Origin of the sequence: Mesorhizobium sp. M0998 (genome assembly GCF_040318885.1) — a bacterium.
Lineage (GTDB): Bacteria > Pseudomonadota > Alphaproteobacteria > Rhizobiales > Rhizobiaceae > Mesorhizobium.
In genome coordinates, this window is sequence record NZ_JAMYND010000021.1 from 102,881 (window position 1) to 119,047 (window position 16,167).

Consider the following 16,167-nt stretch of genomic DNA (forward strand, 5'->3'; position numbering starts at 1 on the left):
AATGGAAAAAGGCCGCATCCTGCTTGCCCTCACCGGTATTCATCCGCTGCGCTGGCGCGAACTGCTGTCGGCGGAGCGCGAGGTGGTGCTCGAGCCGAACGGCGCCGGCGATCCCTCGATTACCTATGCTGTGGTGTGGAAACAGCGGCCGAACCTGTTGTCGTCGCTGCCCAATCTGCGCGCCATCTTCTCGATCGGCGCCGGCGTCGACCACATCTTCGCCGATCCCACCTTGCCCGACGTACCGGTCGTCAAGGTGGTGGCCGACAACCTGACCCAGTACATGACCGAATACGTCGTCTGGCGGGTGCTCGACCACCATCGCCAGGGCATGCTCTACCGCGCCCAGCAGCAGAAGAAGATCTGGCATGAACCGCAGCAGCGGCCGGCCAGCGACATCTCGGTCGGCATTATGGGGCTCGGCACGCTTGGCCGCGCGGCGGCATCGGCGTTGTTGTCGCTCGGCTTTCCCGTCAATGGCTGGTCGCGCAGCGACCGGCCGATGCAAGGTGTCTCGACTTACGCGGGCGAGGCAGGCCTGATCCCGTTCCTCAACGCCACCGATATCCTGGTGGTGCTGCTGCCGCTGACGCCGCAGACGCACGGTATCATCAACCACGGCGTGCTGAAGGAGCTGCGCAAGCGCAACGGCCTCGGCGGCTCGGTGCTGATCAATGCCGGGCGCGGCAGGCTGCAGAAGGACGCCGACATTTTGCGCGCGCTGGACGACGGCACGCTGAAGGAAGCCAGCCTCGACGTGTTCGAGGTCGAGCCGTTGCCGAAGACCAGCCCGCTATGGAGCCATCCGAAAGTGTTCGTGACGCCGCATGCGGCGGCAACTTCCGATCCGGTCCACCTGGCGCCGATCATGCTGCGCCAGATGGACGCCTTCGAGCGCGGCGAACCGCTGGAAAATGTGGTAGACCGCAACGCCGGGTATTAGAGCGCCGCTTTCCAGTCTCAGCCCCAGCCGAGCGGCACGTAGTCGATCTCCATAAACGCCGCGACCTCGGGGATCCAGCGGTCGCGGACGAAGGCGACGTGGTCGGGATGGTCGTTATAGCCGGAATAGGCCCGCTGATCGGCAAACTCCATCGAGAAGCCGAAGCGGTAGTCGTTCTTGGGACTGACCTGCCGCAACTGCTCGAAATGCGTGACGCCCTTTATCGCCGTGAGAATCCTCTTGGCGTCGGCGAGGAACCGTTTTTCCTCGAGCGAATGCGGCGGGTGTTTCAGCGTGAACACGACGGTGTGACGGATCATTTTCTGCTCCTGCGATGTCTTCCTCTCACGCGCTGTCGGCCCAGGCGCGGATGAGGTTATAGGCGATCGCGCCTTTCGGCGGCGTCACCAGGCCGCCCGGATGTTCCCTGGCCAGCATCGACAGCACCTCGTCGCGAAAGAACCAGCGGCAATCTTCCAGCTCGTTGAGGTCGGGCTGGATATCGTCATTGAGCGGTTCGCCGAAGCAGCCGATCATCAGCGAATAGGGGAACGGCCAGGGCTGGCTGGCGTGGTAGACGACGCGGCCGAGCCTGATGCCGGCTTCCTCCAGCGTTTCGCGGCGCACCGCCGCCTCGATCGTCTCGCCCGGCTCGATGAAACCGGCGAGCGCCGAATACATGCCGGGCCCGAAATGCCGGCCGCGGCCGAGCAGGCATTTTTCGCGTGTTGCCGTCAGCATGATCGCCACCGGGTCGGTGCGCGGAAAGTGCTCCGTACCGCAGGCCAGACAATGCCGCTTGTAACCGCCCGCCCGCATCTCGGCTTCGGTGCCGCATTTGCTGCAGAAGCGATGGCTGGCATGCCAGGCGAGCAGCGCCGCCCCTTGCGCCAGCGCGCCGGCGGCCGCTTCGTCGATCAGCCCCTGCATATAGACCGAGCGATAGTCGATCGCCTTGATCGTCTCGGGAAGCTGCTCGGGCTCGACCCCGGCCGGCACCGCCAGCACCGGGCCGCTTTCGGAAAAACCGAGCAGGACGCCGTTTTCGAGCGATGCTTCGAGCGGCCGGCATTCGGCCACGCCGAACCAGGGGTCGAATGCGCCTTGCGCAAGCTTCAGATAGAGCCGGCCGCCACGCATCAGCAAAAGCCGCGCCGAGGGATCGGCGAGTGCCTTTTCGACGGAATCGTCGGCGCGGTTTTCGGACTGCCGGTCGATAATGTTGCCGGCGAAGCCGACGAACTGGCTCGGCTCGCGCAAGGGCGCGTCAAACAGGCGAAAGCTCATGCAGACTCGGGAAGGTTCAAGGTGGACACGGGAGAGGCTTATAGCGCTGCCTTGATCTTTTCCGCAAACTTGCGAAGGTCGGAGCGCTGATAGGGCTCGCGCAGGCCGTGCCCCCACACCGGGCCGGGCCAGCCGGGATCGCCTTCCGAGCGCGCAATGACGTGTACATGCAGCTGGCGCACGATGTTGCCGAGTGCGCCGGTGTTGATCTTGGTGCAGCCGGTCACCCGCTTCAGCGCCAGCGCCACCATGTTGGTCTCGAAGGTCAGCATCGCCTGGTCCAGCGGCGTCATGTCGTGGATTTCCTCGATGCCCGGCCGCTGCGGCACCAGCAGCAGCCATGGCCAGCGGCGGTCGTTCATGACGCGCAATTCGCACAGGCCGAGCCACATCAGCTGTTCGCTGTCGGCTTCCAGCTGGGCGTCAAGCGTGAATCCGGCCTTGAGGCCCGGCAGCATCGGCGTTTCCCTCACTTTTTGACGTTTTTTGAACTCCATCGACGCTAGAGCGGCTTCCCAGGGGCCGCAAGGGGCAGCAAGCAACATTGGCCGTCGCGGCGCTGATTGTGCGCCAAGAAGTGAGGGCCCGGGCAAATTGCATCAGGTTGGCGCTGCCCCGCCGAGGTCGACGATTTTGATCGCGGCCACATTTTGTTCTTGCTTTGTGCCGGCAGCTATGCTAGTAATCTCGCTATGGTGATTATTCGCACCAACGACCCGCCCGCCAAGGCGGGTTTTTGGTTTCAGCTTTCGCCGTCGCTCAAGGCCCCTATCATCCGCACTTGCATTTCATCGCCGGATTGCCGATATGGAGGCTGGGAGGTTGGTGGTGGACGGTCCACTCGCCAACCGGGTCAGGTCCGGAAGGAAGCAGCCCTAACGAGCCCGGAACGGGTCATTGTTCCAGCCTCCCGCCTCTTCGCCTTTTGCCCCGACATTGACGGCGCCAAGCCGTGCGGGCGAAACTATGCGCAGGAATCGGCCGCCTCCAGTGGCAGCCCTTGGAGCTTAACGGGCGAATGAGCGAAGCCGGAAACGAGGCCGGGAAATTGGACAAGCCTGCCGCCTACCGCGTGCTGGCGCGCAAATACCGACCGTCGAATTTCTCCGAACTGATCGGCCAGGAGCCGATGGTCCGCACGTTGACCAATGCCTTTGCCACCGGCCGCATCGCCCAGGCCTGGATGCTGACCGGCGTGCGTGGCGTCGGCAAGACGACGACCGCGCGCATACTCGCGCGGGCCCTGAACTACAAAACATCGACAGTCGACCAGCCGTCCGTCGACCTTGCCGTGCTCGGCGAGCATTGCCAGGCGATCATGGAGGGCCGGCATGTCGACGTCATCGAGATGGACGCCGCCTCGCATACCGGCATCGACGACATCAGGGACATCATCGAGCGTGTGCGCTACGCCCCGGTGTCGGCGCGCTACAAGGTCTACATCATCGACGAAGTGCACATGCTTTCCAACCAGGCCTTCAACGGCCTGCTGAAGACGCTGGAAGAGCCGCCGCCGCACGTCAAGTTCATCTTCGCCACCACCGAAATCCGCAAGGTGCCGATCACCGTCCTGTCGCGCTGCCAGCGTTTCGACCTCAGGCGCATCGATGCGGCAATGATCAAGGCCGACCTTGCCAGGATAGCCGGTCTGGAGGGCATCGAAGTCGAAGACGATGGGCTGGCGATGATCGCGCGCGCGGCCGAAGGCTCGATGCGCGATGCGCAGTCGATCCTCGACCAGGCGATCGCCCATGGCGGCGGCGCGGTCAGCGCCGAAGCGGTGCGTGCCATGCTCGGCCTTGCCGACCGTGCCCGCATCGTCGACCTGTTCGAACATGTCATGAAGGGAGACGTCGCCGCCGCACTTGCCGAATTCCGTGCCCAGTACGATACCGGCGCCGATCCTGCCGCGGTGCTGACCGACCTTGCCGAGTTCAACCATCTGGTCACCCGTCTGCGTTTCGTGCCGGCTGCCATCGACGACGCCTCGCTGTCCGAGGACGAGCGCCGGCGCGGCGCCGATTTCGCCAGCACGCTGTCGGTCAAGGTGCTGTCGCGGACGTGGCAGATCCTCTTGAAAGGTATTCCCGAGGTGCAGACCTCCAACCGCCCGGTCAGCGCCGCCGAGATGGTGCTGATCCGGCTGGCCCATGCCGCCGACCTGCCGACGCTGGACGAGGCGCTGAAATCGCTGGAGAACGGCGTTTCCCTGCCGGGTGCCGCGCCGCGCGCGAATGGCACGCCGGCAAGCCCCGGCCCCGCAAACCATGCGCCTGCAGGCGGTGGTGCCGGCGCCGTGGCGCAGGCGCGGATGCCGACGTCCAATGGCGGCGCCCAGACAATGCGCCTGGTCGAGACGATGCGCCTGGTCGAGGCCGAGCCCGTGCCGACCAACTTCGTTGCTCCGCCGGAGCCGGCGGTCGAGGCGCCGCCGGTGCCGGTGAAATCGCTGGCCGACATTGTCGCCCTTGCCGACGCCCAGCGCGACATGGCCTTCAAGGTGCTGGTGAAGCGTTGCGTGCGCCTGGTGCGCATCGAGCCCGGTCGTATCGACGTCAGCCTGACCGACGATGCGCCGAAGATGTTGCTCAATGATTTGACCGCCAAGCTGCGCGCCTGGACCGGCCGCAACTGGCTGGTGTCGCTGTCGAAGGACGAGGGCGGCCAGACCTTGGCCGAGATGGAATCGACAAAGCGCGAAAACGCCTTCCTCGATGCCAAGAGCGACCCGACGGTCGCCGCCATCCTGGCGCGCTTTCCCGGTGCCAAGATCATCGACGTGCGCATTCCCGATGCGCCGGAAGCCGACGAGGCCGAAGTGCCGGTCGAGCCGCCGGCCGACGACGACGAAACCTGAACAACCTGGACCAGCTGCAAAGGACAGTGCGATGAAAGACCTTCTCGGCATGATGGGCAAGGCAAAGGAAATGCAGGCCAAGTTCCAGGCCATGCAGGATGAGATCGCCACGCTGGAAGCCACCGGGCAGGCCGGCGGCGGCCTGGTCAGCGTGACGCTGACCGGCAAATTCGAGATGAAGTCGCTGAAGATCGACCCGGCGCTGTTCAAGGAAGACGAGGTCGAGATTCTCGAGGACCTGCTTCTCGCTGCCCACAACGACGCCAGGACCAAGGTCGAGCAGATCATGCAGGAGAAGACCAGGGCGCTGACCGCGGGCCTACCGATCCCGCCGGGAATGAAACTGCCGTTCTAAGGCTAGTGCATGTCGCGCAAAAGAGTGCAGCGGTTTTGCGATAACGACATGCATCAAAACAAGAACCTAAAGCGCGTCGCATGAGGCCGGTCGAACGCGACGCGCTAGTCAATCGGTATGCCGTTACAGTGGCCGAAGAGTGCAGCGGCCCAGTGCTCGCTCTACCGCCAACTGTGTCTATTGGGCAACTCCCCACACTTAATAACGCTTTAGCCATCTTTTTGCCTGAAAGTGTCTCATTCTTGCCGCAACCAGGGGCGGGCTGGCAGCAGAATTGAGGGGACACCTGTTGATCTCTACCCGATGGAAGACGCCGTTGCGGCTCGGCGTCGTTATCTCGCCGCTGTTTTTGGCCGCTTGCAGTCAGACCGCCTCGCACGGCATGTCCAGCCTGACCGATGCCATTACGCCGAGTTTCCTGAGCTCGCGCTCCTACAATTCCACGCCGAAGGAGAAGGAATGCCTGGAGCGGGCGATGTTCTTCGAGTCCAACCGCTCCAGCCGTGACGGCATGATTGCGGTCGGCACCGTGGTGATGAACCGGCTGCGGTCCGGCAATCACGGCAACACCATCTGCCAGGTCGTCGGCGAGCGCGGGCAGTTCGCGCCGGGCGTCATGACACGGCCGATGAATTCGAAGGCGATGCCCGACGTCGAGGAAGCCGCCGAGGCGGTGCTCAAGGGCGAGCGCAAAGCCAAGCTGAAGAACACCATGTATTTCCACACCGCCGGCCTGCGCTTCCCCTACAAGAACATGCACTACACCATGGTCGCCGGCGGCAATGCCTTCTATGAAAAGCGCGGCCGCAACTGGCAGCCGCTGCCGGACGAACCGGTGGTCGCCATGGCCCAGGCCAAGCCGCAAGCGCCTGCCGCTCAGGCCATACTTGTCGCCTCGGCGGAGCCGGCTCGCGAGGTCAAGCCGACATTTGCCAAGGCAACCTATGTTACCGCCGCCGCATCGCTGCCGGCAAAGCAGACAAGGGTGACCGCCGGAATGGCGACCCCGGAGAAGGCGACGGCGGAGAAGCCGATGCTTGTGGCGCTGCAGGAACCAATGCAGGAGCCGGATGCGGCCCGTTTTGGCGGAACCGCGAGCGAGCGGCCTGTCACCTCCTTCCAGGCCGCGCCGGCAGAGCCGACAATGTCGTTCGAGGCGACGCCCGAGAACACCGACGCCATCGGCGCGATGATCGCCGGCCAGACCCGGCCACTGGAAGAAAACTGAGGCGGCAGCACTGGCCGCGACGTCGGCCTTCCCTTCTCCCCTTGTGGGAGAAGGTGGCCTCGCGGAGCGAGGTCGGATGAGGGGTGCTCCAGCTTGGCATCGACGGCGCTCCGGCCAACACCCCTCAACCGTCTTGGCGCTGCGCGCCAATCCACCTTCTCCCACAAGGGGAGAAGGGAAGAGCGGAGCCCCTGGCCGCTCAACTGTTCCAAAGCGCGCGGAAAAATCCTAAACCGGTGCGATGTCGAAGCGAATCGCCGGTCCCGAGATCGAACGCCTGATCCAGCTGCTGGCCAAGGTGCCGGGGCTCGGTCCGCGTTCGGCACGCCGTGCCGCGCTCCACCTCATCAAGAAGAAGGAACAGCTGCTGGCGCCGCTCGCCGCCGCCATGGGCGAGGCGGTCGACAAGGTGCGCATCTGCTCGACCTGCGGCAATGTCGATACCTCGGATCCATGCATGATCTGCACCGACCCCCGCCGCGACCCCACTACGCTCATCGTCGTCGAGGACGTGGCCGACCTTTGGGCGCTGGAGCGGGCGACAGCCATGAACGTGCGTTACCATGTGCTCGGCGGTACGCTGTCGCCGCTCGACGGCATTGGTCCTGATGAGCTAAACATCCGTTCGCTGGTCGATCGCGTCGCCGGTGGCGAAGTCAAGGAAGTGATCCTCGCCGTCAACGCCACTGTCGAGGGCCAGACCACCGCGCACTACCTCACCGACCAGCTTTCCGGCTTCGACATCAAGGTGACGCGCCTGGCGCACGGTGTTCCGGTCGGCGGCGAACTCGATTATCTCGACGAAGGTACGCTGGCCGCAGCACTGAAGTCGCGGACAGTGTTTTGAGCAGGTTGGGGGAAGGGTGCTCTTGAGATGACTGCGTTCCTTCGCGCCCCCCTCTGTCCAAAGCGCGCCAAACTGTTCGCGATGTCCTCGCACACCTGTTCGCGATGTCTCCGGTCCAAACACCCCCAAGTGGGGGAGATGTCCGGCAGGACAGAGGGGGGCGCGACAGAACGCCGAGCTCGCACACTAGCCTGCCTCTCGTTTCTAGCAGCCCTACTTGGGTTGATCCTCGCCACCCCCGCCTCCGCCGCAAAGATCGACGACCAGTTCCGCGCCTGGCTCAGCAACGACCTCTGGCCCGAAGCCAATGCCAAAGGCATCTCCAGGAAAACCTTCGATGCCGCCTTCGAAGGCGTCAAGCCGAACCTGAAGCTGCCCGACCTGGTGAAGCCGGGCGAGAAGGCGACGACGCCGCAGAAGCAGCATCAGGCCGAATTCGGTTCGCCGGGCGCCTATTTCGCTGAAAAGATAGTCCGAGCGGTGACCGCCGGCGGCCGCACCCGCGAGGCGACCAACGCCAGGACTCTTGCCGCGATCGAGAAACGCTACGGCGTGCCTGGCGAAGTGCTGCTGGCGATCTGGGGCCGCGAGAGCGGCTTCGGTGCGGCGAAGATGCCTTATGACGCCTTCGAGGTGCTGGGCACCAAGGCGTTCATGTCGACCAAGAAGGAATTCTTCCGCACCGAGCTCTTGGCTGCGCTCGAGATCGTCGAGCGCGGGCTTGCCCCGGTCGGCGCGATGAAATCGTCTTGGGCAGGCGCGCTTGGCCAGCCGCAGTTCATGCCGACATCGTTCCTCAAGCATGCCGTCGATTTCGACGGCGACGGCCGCACCGACATCTGGAATTCGACGCCCGATATACTGGCATCGATCGCCAATTATCTCGTCCATTATGGCTGGGTCAGGGGCCGCGGCTGGGGCTTCGAGGTGACTGTGCCGGACAGCGTCTCGTGCTCGCTCGAAGGTCCGGACCAGGGCAAGAAGATTTCCCAATGGGCTGATATGGGCATCAGGCGTGTGTCGGGTAAACCGTTCCCGGCGAGCGAACTGAAAGCCGAGGGCTTTCTTTTGATGCCGGCCGGGCGTAGCGGCCCGGCCTTCATCGTCACCCCCAATTTCTATGTGCTGAAGCAGTATAACACCAGCGATCTCTATGCCCTGTTCATCGGCCATGGCGCCGATCGCATCGCCCATGGCGACAGCAATTTCTCGGGCAATTGGGGCGCGGTCGGCGGGCTCTACCGCTCCGACATCGCCGCCCTGCAGCGGGCGCTGGAAGCCAGGGGCTACGATGTCGGCAGCGCCGACGGCCTGCCTGGCTTCAAGACGCGCCGCTCGATCGGCAAATGGCAGGCCAGCAACGGCCGTTCCGCTACCTGCTTTCCCGACACCGACCTGGTTACCGCGCTGAAATAGCCGGATTTTCGCACCGCCGGTCTGGCCCAATCGACCGTTCTGCAAATGCTCGTTGCCGCGCTCGAAACCGCCGGATATGGTGAACCGGAACCGCACAAAAAATTGCCAAGACAACGGTCCGGGGATCACCGTTCGACGCGGCAAGAAATGCCACAACTCTGAGCCGGGAACTCAGGTCAATAAAAACAGGGAACAGTTAAAATGATGATGGAAAAGTTTGCTCTACGCTCCCGCTTCTTGCTCGCGGGCGCGGCCATGTCCGCGCTGCTTCTGGCCGGTGCGCCTGCCTTCGCGGTCACGCCCGCCGACACGCTGGTCGAGGGTTTCGCCATCGACGACATCATCACCATGGATCCGGGCGAAGCATTCGAATTGTCGACCGCAGAGGTCACCGGCAACACCTATGATCTTCTGGTACGCCTCGACCTCAGCGACACATCCAAGGTCAAGGGCGATCTCGCCGAAAGCTGGAGCGTCTCCGACGACGGCCTGACCTACACGTTCAAGCTCAAGCCCGGCCTCAAATTCGCCTCCGGCAATCCGATCACAGCGGCGGACGTCGCCTATTCGTTCGAGCGCGCCATCAAGCTCGACAAGAGCCCGGCCTTTATTATCGGCCAGTTCGGTATCGATGGCGGCAACGTCACCGAGAAGGCCAAGGCCGTTGATGACACCACGTTCCAGTTCACGGTCGACAAGGCCTATGCGCCGAGCTTCGTGCTGAACTGCCTGTCGGCGACGGTCGCCTCGGTCGTCGACGCCAAGCTGGTCAAGGAGCATGTCGCGGCGGTCACGCCGAGCGCCGACTACAAATGGGACAATGATTTCGGCAATGCCTGGCTAAAGACCGGCTATGCCGGCTCCGGTGCCTTCAAACTGCGCGAATGGCGCGCCAACGAGGCCGTCGTGCTGGAGCGCAACGACAATTACTACGGCGAGAAGGCCAAGCTTGCCCGCGTCATCTATCGCAACATGAAGGAAAGCTCTGGCCAGCGCCTGGCGCTGGAGGCCGGCGACATCGACGTTGCCCGCAATCTCGAACCGAACGACCTCGATGCGATCGCCAAGAATGCCGACCTCACCACCACCAGCGCGCCGAAGGGCACGGTCTATTACATCAGCCTCAACCAGAAGAACGCCAACCTGGCCAAGCCCGAGGTTCGCCAGGCGTTCAAATATCTGGTCGACTACGACGCCTTGAGCTCGACCATCCTCAAGGGCATCGGCGAGATCCATCAGACCTTCCTGCCGAAAGGCGTGCTTGGCGAGCTGGACGAGAATCCGTTCAAGCTCGACGTCGCCAAGGCCAAGGAACTGCTCGCCAAGGCCGGCCTCGCCGACGGCTTCACCGTCACCATGGACGTGCGTACCGGGCAGCCGACGACGGGCATGGCGGAATCGATCCAGCAGACGCTGGGACAGGCCGGCATCAAGCTGGAGATCATCCCCGGCGACGGCAAGCAGACGCTGACCAAATACCGCGCCCGCAACCACGACATCTATATCGGCCAGTGGGGCCAGGATTATTTCGATCCGAACTCCAATGCCCAGACCTTTGCCAGCAACCCGGACAATTCGGATGAAGGCAAGACCAAGACGCTGGCCTGGCGCAACGCCTGGGACATTCCGGACCTGACCAAGCAGACCGAAGCCGCCCTGCTCGAGAAGGACGCGGCCAAGCGCGCCGCAATGTACCAGGATCTCGAGAAGAAGATCCTCGATACCAGCCCCTTCGTCATCATCCACCAGCAGCTGGAAGTGGCCGGCCTGCGCAAGAACCTCAAGGGTTTTGCGCTCGGCCCGAGCTTCGACACCAACTTCGTCGGCCCCGTCTCGAAAGAGTGATGCCGGGGAGTGACGCCGGCGGACGCGCCGTATGAGCGTAGTTGAAAGCGAAGTGACGGCAGGGCGCGGCGGCGCCCGCGCCGTTGCCGTGACCTCATCGATCGCCCGGTTCCTGGTCATCGCGATAACGACTTATCTCGGTCTGCTCGCGGTGACCTTCTTCATCGGCCGCGTGATCCCAATCGACCCGGTGCTGGCGGTGCTCGGCGACCGGGCGCCGGCCAACGTCGTCGAGCGAACGCGCCGCGAGATGGGCCTCGACCTGCCGCTGGTCGAGCAGTTCTACATCTATGTCAAGCATGCCCTGAACGGTGATTTCGGCACCTCGGTGCTGACCACCAATCCGGTGATGACCGATATCCGCCGCGCCTTTCCGGCGACGCTCGAACTGGCGACGTTAGGAACATTGATCGGTTCGGTGATCGGCGTGCCGCTTGGCGTGCTGGCCGCCGTGCGGCGCGGCAGCGTCATCGACCAGATCGTGCGCATCATCGGCCTTGTCGGCTATTCCGTGCCGATCTTCTGGCTGGGGCTGCTGGCGCTGGTGCTGTTCTACGCCAAGCTGCAATGGGTCGCCTTTCCCGGCCGGCTCGACGTCGTCTACGAATACACCTTCACGCCGATTACCGGCTTTTACCTGCTGGATGCGCTCTGGCAGCGGCAGTGGGACGTATTTGCCGATGCCTTCCGCCACATCATCCTGCCGGCCTCGCTACTCGGCTATTTCTCGCTCGCCTACATCAGCCGCATGACGCGCTCGTTCATGCTGAACGAACTCACCCAGGAATACATCGTCGCAGCGCGCGCCAAGGGCCTGTCGGAAACGCGCATCATCTGGGGTCACGCGCTGCGCAACGCCGCGGTGCCGATGGTCACGGTGATCGCTCTGTCCTATGCCGGGCTGCTCGAAGGCTCGGTGCTGACCGAGACAGTGTTTTCGTGGCCGGGCATCGGCCTCTACATCACCAACTCGCTGCAGAACGCCGATATGAATGCCGTGCTTGGCGGCACGATCATCATCGGCTCGGTCTTCATCGCCATCAATCTATTCTCCGACCTGCTCTACCGGCTGCTCGATCCAAGGACCAAGGCAGGATGAGGACCAAGGCAGGATGAGCACGGAAGCGATTCAAACCCGCCGCGACTGGCTGCTCAGCGAGCGGCCGGCGTCGCGCGTGCAGGCGAGGCTCGGCCGCGCCTATGTGGCCTGGCGGCGCTTTTCCGCCAACCGGCTGGCGTTTGCCGGCCTGCTCATCATCATCGCCTTGTTGTTGGTCGCAGCCTTCGCCGATGTGCTGGCGCCCTATTCGCCGACGTTCGGCGACCTCAAGGGCTCGCGGCTGCTGGCGCCGAGTGCGGCGCACTGGTTCGGCACCGACGATCTCGGCCGCGATATCTATTCGCGCATCATCTTCGGCTCGCGCTGGACACTCTACGTCGTCATTCTGGTTGCCATTATCGCCGCGCCCATCGGCTTGCTGGCCGGCACCGTCGCCGGCTATGCCGGCGGCTGGACCGATGCGATCCTGATGCGCATCACCGACATCTTTCTCGCCTTTCCGAAGCTGATCCTGGCGCTGGCCTTTGTCGCCGCGCTCGGCCCCGGCATCGAAAATGCCGTGCTTGCCATCGCCATCACCTCGTGGCCGCCCTATGCCCGCATTGCCCGCGCCGAAACGCTGACGGTGCGCAATTCCGATTATATCAAGGCGGTGCAATTGATGGGCGCCTCGCCGTTTCGCATCGTGCTTCGCCACATCATGCCGCTGTGCATCTCCTCGCTGATCATCAGGGTGACGCTCGACATGGCCGGCATCATCCTGACCGCGGCCGGCCTCGGCTTCCTCGGCCTCGGCGCGCAGCCGCCGCTGCCCGAATGGGGCGCGATGATCGCGTCGGGCCGCCGCTTCGTGCTCGATCAGTGGTGGGTGGCGGGTGCTCCGGGCTTTGCCATCCTCATCGTCAGCCTCGGCTTCAACCTGCTCGGCGACGGACTGCGCGACGCGCTCGATCCCCGAAGCGGTGACCAATGAGTGGCGACCAATGAGCACGCTTCTCGAAGTCGACGACCTGCGCGTTACCTTCCCGACGCGCACCGGCCTGATCGAGGCGGTGCGCGGCGTCTCCTTCTCGCTCGGCCGCGAGCGGCTCGGCATTGTTGGCGAGAGCGGTTCGGGCAAGTCGCAGACCGGCCGCGCCATCATGGGCGTCACCCCGCCGCAGGCCGAGGTGACCGCGACGACGCTCGCTTTTGACGGCATCGACCTGCTGGCCGCCTCGCCGCGCGAGCGCCGCGCGCTGCGCGGCAAGCGTATCGCCATGATCCTGCAGGATCCGAAATATTCGCTCGACCCGGTGATGAGCATCGGCCGCCAGATCGTCGAGACGCTGCGCACGCATGAGAAGGTCTCCAAGGCCGAAGCCCGCGACCGCGCGCTGGCCATGCTGGAGGCTGTGCAGATCCGCGATCCGGCCCGTGTCTTCGACCTGCATCCGCACGAGGTTTCCGGCGGCATGGGCCAGCGCGCCATGATCGCCATGATGCTGATCGCCGGGCCAGAAATGATGATCGCCGACGAACCGACCTCGGCACTCGACGTCACTGTCCAGCTCGACGTGCTCGGCATCCTCGACCGGCTGGTCAGCGAGCGCGGCATGGGGCTGATCTTCATCTCGCACGATCTGCGCCTGGTCTCGTCCTTCTGTGATCGTGTCATCGTTATGTATGCCGGCAAGGTGGTCGAACAGCTCAAAGCCTCGGAGCTCGGCCGCGCCCAGCATCCCTATACGCGCGGCCTGCTCAACTGCATGCCCAAGATCGGCGCCGACCGTCACCCGCTGCCGGTGCTCGACCGCAAGCCGGAGTGGGCAGCATGACGGCAGCGCTTTCCGTCGACAGGCTGGAGGTGGTCTTCGACCGCTTCCGCGCGTTGAAAGGCGTCAGCCTCGAGATCGAATCCGGTGAATCCTTCGGCCTGGTCGGCGAGTCCGGCTCCGGCAAGTCGACGTTGCTCAGGGCAATCGCCGGCCTGGCGCCGGCCGCTTCGGGCACCATCGCGGTCAACGGCAAAACGCTCGGCGCGCGCCGCGACAAGGCGTTCTACCGCGAGGTGCAGATGGTCTTCCAGGACCCGTACGGTTCGCTGCACCCGCGCCAGACCGTCGACCGCCTGCTGCAGGAGCCGCTCGCCATTCACGGCTTCACCGACAGCGAAAAGCGCATCCAGCGGGCACTCGACGAGGTCGGCCTCGGCACCGGGTTCCGTTTTCGCTATTCGCATCAATTGTCCGGCGGTCAACGCCAGCGCGTGGCGATCGCCCGCGCCCTGATTCTGGAACCGTCGATCCTGCTGCTCGACGAGCCGACCTCGGCGCTCGACGCTTCGGTGCAGGCGGAGGTGCTGAACCTCCTGGAAGAGATCAGGCGCCGCCGCAAGCTGACCTTCCTGATGGTCAGCCACGACCTAGCCATCATCACCCACATGTGCGAACGGCTGATGGTGATGCAGAACGGCGAGGCGATGGAGAATCTGACCGCGGACGATCTTGTCGAACGCCGTGTCACCAAGGATTATACGCGCAATCTGCTGAGGGCCAGCGAGGGGTTCGTGCGGACGGCGTGAGTAGGCTTGCTTTCAATTCCCCGCGTCGTGTTCTTTCGCGCCCCCCTCTGGCCTGCCGGCCATCTCCCCCACGGGTGGGGAGATTGGCTGTCACCACTGATTTCGCCAATCGCCAACGTTATAGAAGGAACGCTGCCGACGAAGCTGCCAATCTCCCTCCTTGTGGGGGAGATGTCCGGCAGGACAGAGGGGGGCGCGAAGGAACGGGACTTGGCAACTTTGTGTCAGGTCGCCCGCCGGACGGGCAGGCCCAATCGCCCGCCGCCAGTGCCAACTTGAGGAAAACCTGAAATAAGCCCAGAAGAGTCTCAACAGCCATCAACGAGAGCGGGCGCCGGCCCGGTGAGGGATACGATGACAAATTCAGCCATTTCCGAACGCAAGAGCCAGTCGATTTCGCGCGGCGTCGGCATGACCACTCAGATCTATGCCGATCGCGCCGAAAACTCGGAGATCTGGGATGTGGAAGGCCGCCGCTATATCGATTTTTCGTCCGGCATCGCCGTCGTCAACACCGGCCACCGTCACCCCAGGGTGATCGAAGCGGTCAAGGCGCAGCTCGACCGCTTTACCCACACCTGCTATCAGGTCGTGCCCTATGAGAGCTATATCAGGCTGGCCGAACGGCTGAATGGCATGCTGCCCGGCAAGTTCGACAAGAAGACGATCTTCGTCACCACCGGCGCCGAGGCGGTCGAGAACGCGATCAAGATTGCGCGCAACGCCACCGGCCGGCCGGCGGTCATCGCTTTTTCCGGCGGCTTTCACGGCCGCACCTTCATGGGCATGGCACTCACCGGCAAGGTCGTGCCCTACAAGGTCGGCTTCGGCGCCATGCCGGCGGATGTCTTCCATGCGCCGTTCCCGGTTGCACTGCACGGCGTGTCGGTCGCCGATTCGCTGGCTGCGCTCGACCGGCTGTTCAAGGCCGATGTAGATCCGGCCCGCGTTGCCGCGATCATCGTCGAGCCGGTGCAGGGCGAGGGCGGCTTCTACGAGGCGCCGCGCGACTTCATGACCGCATTGCGCAAGATCTGCGATCAGCACGGCATGCTGCTGATCGCCGACGAGGTGCAGACCGGCTTTGCCCGCACCGGCAAGATGTTTGCCATGGACCACCACGAGGTGGCGGCCGACATCACCACCATGGCCAAGAGCCTGGCCGGCGGCTTCCCGTTGGCGGCGGTCACCGGGCGCGCCGAGGTCATGGATGCGCCGAACCCCGGCGGACTCGGCGGCACCTATGGCGGCAGCCCGATCGGCGTCGCCGCGGCGCATGCCGTGCTCGACGTCATCGACGAGGAGAAGCTCTGCGACCGGGCCAACACGCTGGGCAACCGGCTGAAGCAGCGCCTGCAAGCGATCCGCGACGAAGCCCCGGAGATCGTCGATATCAGAGGCCCCGGCTTCATGAACGCGGTCGAGTTCAACGATGTAACGAAGGGCCTGCCGTCGCCGGAACTCGCCAATGCGGTCCGGCTGAAGGCGCTCGACAAGGGCCTGATCCTGCTGACCTGCGGCGTCTACGGCAACGTCATCCGCTTCCTCGCGCCGATCACCATCCAGGATGGCGTCATGAACGAGGCGCTCGACATTCTGGAAAGTTCGATCCGCGAGGCCCGCGCCGCCTGAGCGGCGAGGATATCGCCTAGATTCAACTGCGCGAAGGCCGAGATAGGTGGATAGTGTTGAAGAAGTCGGCGATGAAGCCGTGGATCCACTCGCACCGAAGCGTCTTGATTAAGGTCGACGCGACCTCCTCGCCT

At 64.1% G+C, this 16,167-nt stretch carries 15 protein-coding genes and 1 other RNA gene; 13 read left to right on the forward strand and 3 right to left on the reverse strand.

What is annotated here, in order from left to right; genetic code table 11:
• The first annotated feature begins 1 nt into the window (after window position 1).
• Window positions 2-943: a 2-hydroxyacid dehydrogenase gene (locus NKH59_RS20480; RefSeq protein WP_353022887.1), complete on the forward strand. Its 942-nt coding sequence runs from the start codon at window positions 2-4 to the stop codon at window positions 941-943.
• A gap of 17 nt (window positions 944-960) precedes the next feature.
• Here NKH59_RS20480 and NKH59_RS20485 read toward each other — a convergent pair whose 3' ends face one another.
• Genes NKH59_RS20485 through NKH59_RS20495 form a run of 3 tightly spaced genes read right to left on the reverse strand, consistent with a single transcriptional unit; the run spans window position 961 to window position 2,688 of the window.
• Complete coding sequence (locus NKH59_RS20485) at window positions 961-1,263, reverse strand: Dabb family protein (RefSeq protein ID WP_292662251.1); 303 nt, start codon at window positions 1,261-1,263, stop codon at window positions 961-963.
• Between the two features lie 25 nt (window positions 1,264-1,288).
• Window positions 1,289-2,230 (reverse strand): NAD(+) diphosphatase, encoded by a 942-nt coding sequence (gene nudC / locus NKH59_RS20490; RefSeq protein WP_352470042.1) that lies wholly within the window; start codon window positions 2,228-2,230, stop codon window positions 1,289-1,291.
• Window positions 2,231-2,268: 38 nt separating this feature from the next.
• Window positions 2,269-2,688 (reverse strand): HIT family protein, encoded by a 420-nt coding sequence (locus tag NKH59_RS20495; protein ID WP_023676868.1) that lies wholly within the window; start codon window positions 2,686-2,688, stop codon window positions 2,269-2,271.
• Window positions 2,689-3,047: 359 nt separating this feature from the next.
• Between NKH59_RS20495 and ffs the strand changes: the two genes are divergently transcribed.
• The 12 genes from ffs (at window position 3,048) to NKH59_RS20555 (ending at window position 16,033) form a co-directional block, all read left to right on the forward strand.
• Window positions 3,048-3,144, forward strand: an RNA gene (ffs, locus tag NKH59_RS20500) — signal recognition particle sRNA small type.
• Window positions 3,145-3,248: 104 nt separating this feature from the next.
• Complete coding sequence (locus NKH59_RS20505; RefSeq protein ID WP_352681270.1) at window positions 3,249-5,087, forward strand: DNA polymerase III subunit gamma/tau; 1,839 nt, start codon at window positions 3,249-3,251, stop codon at window positions 5,085-5,087.
• 31 nt (window positions 5,088-5,118) lie between these two features.
• Entirely contained in the window at window positions 5,119-5,442 is a 324-nt protein-coding gene (locus NKH59_RS20510; RefSeq protein ID WP_352470044.1) for a YbaB/EbfC family nucleoid-associated protein, read from the forward strand.
• A 289-nt stretch (window positions 5,443-5,731) separates the two neighbouring features.
• Entirely contained in the window at window positions 5,732-6,670 is a 939-nt protein-coding gene (locus NKH59_RS20515) for a cell wall hydrolase (RefSeq protein WP_352470045.1), read from the forward strand.
• A 241-nt stretch (window positions 6,671-6,911) separates the two neighbouring features.
• Entirely contained in the window at window positions 6,912-7,517 is a 606-nt protein-coding gene (gene recR, locus NKH59_RS20520) for a recombination mediator RecR (RefSeq protein WP_023676872.1), read from the forward strand.
• A gap of 138 nt (window positions 7,518-7,655) precedes the next feature.
• Entirely contained in the window at window positions 7,656-8,933 is a 1,278-nt protein-coding gene (locus NKH59_RS20525; RefSeq protein WP_353022889.1) for a lytic murein transglycosylase, read from the forward strand.
• A 201-nt stretch (window positions 8,934-9,134) separates the two neighbouring features.
• Window positions 9,135-10,778: an ABC transporter substrate-binding protein gene (locus tag NKH59_RS20530; RefSeq protein ID WP_352681266.1), complete on the forward strand. Its 1,644-nt coding sequence runs from the start codon at window positions 9,135-9,137 to the stop codon at window positions 10,776-10,778.
• A 31-nt stretch (window positions 10,779-10,809) separates the two neighbouring features.
• Window positions 10,810-11,877 carry an ABC transporter permease gene (locus NKH59_RS20535; protein WP_352681264.1) on the forward strand — a complete coding sequence of 356 codons (1,068 nt, stop codon included), beginning with the start codon at window positions 10,810-10,812 and terminating at the stop codon, window positions 11,875-11,877.
• Window positions 11,878-11,890: 13 nt separating this feature from the next.
• On the forward strand, window positions 11,891-12,811 hold the full coding sequence (gene nikC / locus NKH59_RS20540) for a nickel transporter permease (protein WP_353022891.1): 921 nt from the start codon (window positions 11,891-11,893) through the stop codon (window positions 12,809-12,811).
• Window positions 12,812-12,821: 10 nt separating this feature from the next.
• Complete coding sequence (locus NKH59_RS20545) at window positions 12,822-13,655, forward strand: ABC transporter ATP-binding protein (RefSeq protein WP_352542928.1); 834 nt, start codon at window positions 12,822-12,824, stop codon at window positions 13,653-13,655.
• A complete protein-coding gene (locus NKH59_RS20550; protein WP_353022893.1) occupies window positions 13,652-14,401 on the forward strand; it encodes an ABC transporter ATP-binding protein in 750 nt (249 codons plus the stop codon). The genes NKH59_RS20545 and NKH59_RS20550 overlap by 4 nt, the downstream gene beginning before the upstream one ends.
• 354 nt (window positions 14,402-14,755) lie before the next feature.
• Complete coding sequence (locus NKH59_RS20555) at window positions 14,756-16,033, forward strand: 4-aminobutyrate--2-oxoglutarate transaminase (RefSeq protein ID WP_352455102.1); 1,278 nt, start codon at window positions 14,756-14,758, stop codon at window positions 16,031-16,033.
• The last annotated feature ends 134 nt before the right edge of the window (window positions 16,034-16,167 follow it).